The sequence below is a fragment of the Dietzia sp. UBA5065 genome (assembly GCA_002415925.1).
Lineage (GTDB): Bacteria > Actinomycetota > Actinomycetes > Mycobacteriales > Mycobacteriaceae > Dietzia.
This window is the reverse complement of sequence record DIAZ01000118.1, coordinates 1-2939: the sequence shown is the minus strand read 5'-3', so window position 1 is coordinate 2939 and position 2939 is coordinate 1. Positions and strand designations below refer to the sequence as shown.

At 74.3% G+C, this 2939-nt stretch carries 2 protein-coding genes and 1 pseudogene; all 3 read right to left on the bottom strand.

The features are described from left to right. Positions 1-109 precede the first annotated feature (109 nt). On the bottom strand, positions 110-1186 hold the full coding sequence (locus B4M60_RS09075) for an MlaD family protein (RefSeq protein ID WP_291082543.1): 1077 nt from the start codon (positions 1184-1186) through the stop codon (positions 110-112). 30 nt (positions 1187-1216) lie between these two features. Next, complete coding sequence (locus tag B4M60_RS09070; protein ID WP_291082539.1) at positions 1217-2332, bottom strand: MCE family protein; 1116 nt, start codon at positions 2330-2332, stop codon at positions 1217-1219. Further along, positions 2323-2939: pseudogene (locus B4M60_RS09065) on the bottom strand (virulence factor Mce); the annotation flags it as partial. The pseudogene B4M60_RS09065 and the gene B4M60_RS09070, both read right to left, overlap by 10 nt.

Below are 2939 nucleotides of genomic sequence, written 5' to 3'. Positions count from 1 at the left end.
CGGAAGCCCCGGGCGACGTCGGCGTCCTCCCTGATGTAGGCGATGCCGTAGCCGATCGCGACCACGGAGATCAGGGCGAAGAGCACCACCTGCGCGACGATGTGGCGGTTCACGGCGCGCCTCCCACGGGCGGCTGGGCGTCCGGCGGGCCGGTCGCGCCGGGCGGGAGCGGGCGGCCCGCCCGCGCCTCGCCGCCGGTGCCCAGCGCATCGAGCGATCCGGGGAGGTCGAGCGCGCCGTCGAACATCATGTGGTCCCCGCGGATGGCCTCGTCGAACCTGTCGACGAACCCCCGCAGCGCCTCCAGGGTGGGGGCGACCTCGTTGCCGAAGCCCTCCATGTCCTCGAGGAGGACGGTGAGGGTCCGCAGCGACGGGGTGAGCCGCCCGTCCGTGGCCGAGGTGAAGCGCTCGACCTGGATGGTCAGCGCCGTGGTGGTGTCCATGAGCGCGGAGATGGTCTCGCGGTTGCGCGCCGCCTCGGACACGAGGTCGGCGGAGACCGTCATTCCGCGGTCGATGAGGTCGCGGCGGGCGGCGAGCGCGGCGTTCACCCGGTCGAGGGCGAGCACCGCGGCGTCGATGTGGTCCCGGTTGGCCTCGTACAGCTCGAGGGCACGCTCTCCGCGGTCGCGGATCCGCCCGATCTCGTCGCCGCGACCGTCCAGCGCCACGGTGAGCTCCTCCATCACCGAGCCGAGCTGGGCGATCCCGCTGCCGTTGAGCAGCAGCCCCAGCGAGGCGAGGCTGGACTCGAGGTCGGGTCCGACGCCCGTGCGCTCCCGCGGGACCAGCCGCGTGTCCTCGAGGAGCAGGTCGCCGGGCGGGGTCGTGCCGGGCGGGGTGAGCGCGACGAACGGGCTGCCCAGCGCGGTGGGCAGCCTGATCTCGGCGAACACGCCGGCGGGCACGCCGGAGCCGCCCTCGAGCCGGACACCGATCACGGCGTCGGTGCCGTCGGTGTCCACCGCGCGGACCCGGCCCACCAGCCGCTCGCCGTACCGGACCTCCGCGCCGGGGGCGAGCCGATCCGCACGCTCGAAGCGCAGCTCCACGTCCGCCGACCCCTCGCCGGTGTCCATCCCGAGCGGCACCGACTGGAGCGCGAGCTGCGGGGTGTTCAGGGCGACCAGCGCCGCCACCCCGAGCAGGACCACCCCGAGCACGGTCACGAGTCCGCGGATCATCAGCGGCGTCCTCCGCGTCTCACGCATCGCTCACCCACCCCCCGCCACCCGGTCGAGGGCACCGAACAGCCCGAGTGGGTCGCCCTGCTCCACCGGGAACATGAGCGGGTTGGTCAGGCCGGCGCCGGTGCACAGCGGCAGCGGCTCCCGGGCGCAGAGTTCGCGCCCGCGGGCGAAATGCGTGATGTTGGAGGAGACGTTGAGACGGATCCGGGCCCGGCCGTCGGGCCCGATCCCCTCGGCGAGGTTGTCCATCATCACCGGGTACAGGTCCAGGAACTCGGCGAAGTCGGCGCGGTGACGGGCGTAGAGCGCGGTGACCTCGCGGGTCGCGTCGGTGGCGCCGGTGATGTCGTCCCCGCGCGCGGCGATGATCGCGTCCAGCTCGTCGAGGATCACCCGCAGGTCCTCGGCCGGGCCGGCCACGTCGACCCCGTCGTCGCGCAGCTGGCGGCCGAGCTCGTCCAGCCCCAGCACGAGATCCCGCATGGTCTGGTCCCGTCCGCCCGCGGCCTCCATGAGCACCGCCAGCTCGGTGACGATCGCGCCGAGGTCCGCCGCCCGGTCGCCCCCCACGGCGGAGACCGTGGACAGGTTCCTGATGGCCCGGCCCAGGGCCTCGCCCCGCCCGTCGAGCGCCTGCGCCCCCCGGTCCAGCCCCCCTCCGATCTCCTCCGCGCCGGGCGAGAACACCGAGCTCAGGGTGTCGAGGCTCGAGACGAACTCGTCGAAGTCCAGCGGGGCCCGGGTGCGCTCCGGGGGGATGACCCCGCCGTCGGGGAACTCCGGCCCGCCCGTGTACGCGGGCGTGAGCTCCACGAACCGGTCCGCGATCACCGCCGGGTTCATCACCACCGCGCCGACGTCGGCGGGCAGCCGCGTCCCGGGGTCGAGCGAGAGGCGGACCCTGGCGACCGCTCCGGCGGGCTCGATCCCCTCGACGACGCCCACCTCGACCCCCACGATCCGCACCTGCGAGCCGACGTACACCCCGTCGGCGGAGGCGAACTCGGCGGTGACGACCCGGCGGGCGTCGCCGTCGCGCCCGTCCGACAGGAGGTAGGCCAGGACCACGACCGCGGCGAGGGCGGTGGCGAGGATCGCGACGATCCTCGCCCGGCCCGGGTGCGCGGGGCTCAGTTGCATCCGTCCATCACCCCCAGGGCGCACAGGGCGGAATCGGGGATCGGTCCGGTCGGCGTCGCGACATCGGTCCACGGGCCGTTTCCGGTCGCGTCCGTGACCGCGCGGAGCCCCGGCGGCATCCGGGTGAGCACCTCGTCCATCACCCCGATGTTGCGCCGGTAGGTCTCGCTGATCTCGCGCATGTTCCCCAGCAGCCGGTCCACGTCCTCCGCCTCCTCGTCGAGCAGCACCCGGACCGTGGCCGCGAGGTCCTCGAGCGAGGCCACGAGCGCGGTGAGCGCCTCGCGGCGCTGCGTGAGCACCGTGACCACGATGAGCGACTGGTCGGTCAGCGCGCGGATGCCCGCCTCCTGGGAGACCAGGACCCCGGTGAGCTCGCGGGTGGTGGTGACGACCCCGGAGATCCGCGCGTCCTCTCGCGCGAGCACCCCGAGGGCCGCCGAGACGTCGTCGATGGCCTCCCCCGTCGCCCCGGCGTCCTGCGGGAGGATGCTGTCCAGGCTGTCGATCATGGCGCCCACCGCCGCGGTGTCGAGCCCGTCGGCGAGGTCGGTCACCGCGCCGCCGATGTCGTCGATCATGTACGGCGAGGTGGTTCGCTCCACGC

Coding starts and splice junctions, on each gene's coding strand:
- B4M60_RS09075 (WP_291082543.1), bottom strand. CDS start 1,186: ATGATCCGCGGACTCGTGACCGTGCTCGGGGTGGTCCTGCTCGGGGTG.
- B4M60_RS09070 (WP_291082539.1), bottom strand. CDS start 2,332: ATGCAACTGAGCCCCGCGCACCCGGGCCGGGCGAGGATCGTCGCGATC.